Genomic DNA, 2,967 nt, shown 5'->3' on the forward strand with positions numbered 1-2,967 from the left:
ATTGTGGGTTCAGCGGGCCTAGCACCGGGGATTGAAGCGCTCAAACAAGGAGCGACGCTGGCGCTTGCCAATAAAGAGACGCTGGTCTGCGCCGGGTCACTGGTTCTGGAAACGGCCAAGGCCCACGGCGCGCGGTTGCTGCCCGTCGATAGTGAGCATTCCGCCGTGTTTCAGGCACTGGTCGGTGAAGACATCGATGCGGTCGAGCGTGTGATCATTACGGCAAGCGGAGGTGCCTTTCGGGACTGGCCACTGGAAGACCTGGCAAATGCAACGGTAGAACAAGCGTCCAGCCACCCGAATTGGGATATGGGCCAACGTATCACAATAGACAGTGCGTCTATGTTCAATAAGGCGTTGGAAGTTATAGAAACTAAAGAATACTTTTCGGTCAATCCCGCGCAGATCGAAGTTGTCGTGCATCCGGAATCCATTGTTCACGCGATGGTTGGATACCGGGATGGGGCGGTGATTGCCCATTTGGGCGCACCGGATATGCGTCACGCCATTGGCTATGCCTTGCATTGGCCCAAGCGCCGTGACCTTCCTGTGGAACGGCTTGATCTTACGAAAGTGGGCCAGCTGAACTTTAAGTCACCGGACCTGACACGGTACCCAGCACTGAAACTGGCTTGGGAGGTCATGGATCGCGGTGGTTTGGCGGGCTCTGTATTCAATGCTGCAAAGGAACGGGCGCTGGATCATTTCATTGCACGCCATATCTCATTTACGGATATGGCAGATGCGGTGGCCGCTGTTCTGGACCGTTTTGACGCAGCAGACGGCCTTATTGATGCCCCGATGACCCTTGATAACGTGCAGCAAACGGACCATTTGGCACGTCAATGGGTCGATGACACCGTGGTGGAACGAGCAGGATAGAATTTTGGACGTACTTTCGCTGATCCCTCAATTTGGCAATCTTCTTTGGACGATTGTAGCGTTTGTCATCGCGTTGTCGGTCATCGTGGCCGTGCATGAATACGGCCACTATATCGTGGGCCGGTGGTCGGGCATCCATGCCGAGGTGTTCTCGGTCGGGTTCGGTCCGGTCCTGTGGAGCCGTATCGACAAACGGGGCACCCGCTGGCAGATCGCACTCTTGCCCTTTGGCGGTTACGTGAAATTCCTGGGCGACGCTAATGCCGCGTCGGGCAAGGATGAAGAGGCGATGGACGAAATCGCCACCCAAAACCCGGAAGAGCTGCGTCGGACTATGCACGGTGCTCCGTTGTGGGCGCGGGCTGCAACGGTCGCGGCAGGTCCGGCGTTTAACTTTGCAATGTCCATTCTGGTCTTTGGAATGATCTTCTGGTCTCAGGGTGTGTCGCGTGAGCCATTGACCGTGGCCTCGCTGCAGCCGTTGCCGGGGACGGTACAGGAACTGCGGGAAGGCGATGTGATCACCGCAATCGCTGGACTACCGACACCGGACTATGACGAAGAGGGGGCCTGGCAGGATTTCATCGATGCGTTGCCGGTGCAACCGGTTCTGGATTACACGGTGATCCGCGATGGCGAGACACTGGACGTTCAAGCACCCTGGATGTTCCCACCGTTAATCCGTCAGGTTGCCCCGCGCAGTGCGGCCATGGACATTCAGTTAGAGCAGGGTGATGTAATCACGGCCGTAAATGGCGAACCGATCTTTGCCTTTGATCAACTGAAGGATTTTGTCGAAAGCTCGGACGGTCGCGTCCTGCTGTTGAATGTGTGGCGGGACGGCTCTGATCTTGAGTTTGCGCTGGCCCCACGCCGCACGGATGAACCTCAGCCGGAAGGAGGGTTTGTCACTCATTGGCGGATCGGGATCATCGGCGGCATGATGTTGGAGCCCGCCACTGAGCCCGCCGGTTTCGTGGATTCACTGCGTGGCGGCGTCATTCAGACCGGCCGTATCATCGAAGGGTCACTGTCCGGCATGTGGCACATGATTACGGGTGCGATCAGCACCTGCAACATTTCCGGGCCAATCGGGATCGCCGAAACCTCGGGTGCGATGGCCAGCCAGGGGGCGCAAAACTTCATCTTCTTTATCGCGGTTCTGTCGACGGCTGTCGGTTTGTTGAACCTGTTCCCGATCCCGGCCTTGGATGGCGGTCATCTGGTGTTTTACGCCTATGAAGCGGTCGCCGGAAAGCCACCCAGTGATGGCGCGCTGAGGATTCTCATGGGGCTGGGGATCACTATCATCCTGACGCTTATGCTGTTTTCGGTCAGTAACGACCTGTTCTGCTGAATGTGGCGATTGGTGCAAGTTTAAGCCGCATTCCTGCCTCAATTCATGGCTATAGTTTTTGCGTCGAAAGGGTATCGCCATGACCAAAGCGCTAAAGAAATCGTACCAGGGGTTCAGCTTGCTTTTCATGCTGAACCGTGACGTATTGTTGAGCTTTGCTATGACGGCGCTGGCGTTGACTGGCGCAATGTATCTGGCCGGGGTTTATCTGGCCGGATTCTGATTCTCACCGAAATGCAGAAAGCTTGCTGTGCGGCGCCGCGCTGCAATGCTTCTATTTCGCCTTTTGACAAGCTCATTCAATCTCGTTACTCAGCATTAAAGTCTTAAAATTCTGGGTAGAGCACAAAATGACTGACAGGCGAGGCGCGGGCACATCCTGCGGGGGGCAAATGCCGACAAACAATATTTTGTGGCAGGCGCTAACGGTTCTTTTCCTTTTTGTTGCAGCGTGTTTGGTGGCTTTTCCGAACGCAGCACAGGCACAGAACTTCACGATCAATTCGTTTCAGGTTGAAGGCAATCGCCGGATTGAAACGGGCACGATCATCGCCCGAACCGGAATCGAGCCCGGACAGACAGTCACTGCCGGACAGATCAATGATGCTTATCAGCGTTTGCTTGACAGTGGTGTATTTGAAACAGTCGAACTGACGCCGCGCGGCTCGACTCTGGTGATCGAAGTTCAGGAATACCCAACCATCAACCAAATCAGCATCGAAGGAAAT

The 2,967-nt window shown here is 55.6% G+C and carries 4 protein-coding genes; all 4 read left to right on the forward strand.

Features of this window, described 5'->3' with window-relative positions; translation table 11 throughout:
- Nucleotides 1-882: 1-deoxy-D-xylulose-5-phosphate reductoisomerase (gene dxr, locus AC2FNU_RS24440; protein WP_496794083.1), on the forward strand; the 882-nt coding region annotated here is incomplete at its 5' end.
- A 4-nt stretch (nucleotides 883-886) separates the two neighbouring features.
- Entirely contained in the window at nucleotides 887-2,239 is a 1,353-nt protein-coding gene (gene rseP, locus AC2FNU_RS24445) for an RIP metalloprotease RseP (protein ID WP_496794087.1), read from the forward strand.
- A 79-nt stretch (nucleotides 2,240-2,318) separates the two neighbouring features.
- Entirely contained in the window at nucleotides 2,319-2,462 is a 144-nt protein-coding gene (locus AC2FNU_RS24450) for a hypothetical protein (protein ID WP_496794091.1), read from the forward strand.
- Between the two features lie 127 nt (nucleotides 2,463-2,589).
- Nucleotides 2,590-2,967, forward strand: a 378-nt coding sequence (locus AC2FNU_RS24455) for a POTRA domain-containing protein (protein WP_496794093.1), incomplete at its 3' end; no start/stop codon positions are given.

The sequence above is a fragment of the Ruegeria sp. BHSB064 genome (assembly GCF_059613205.1).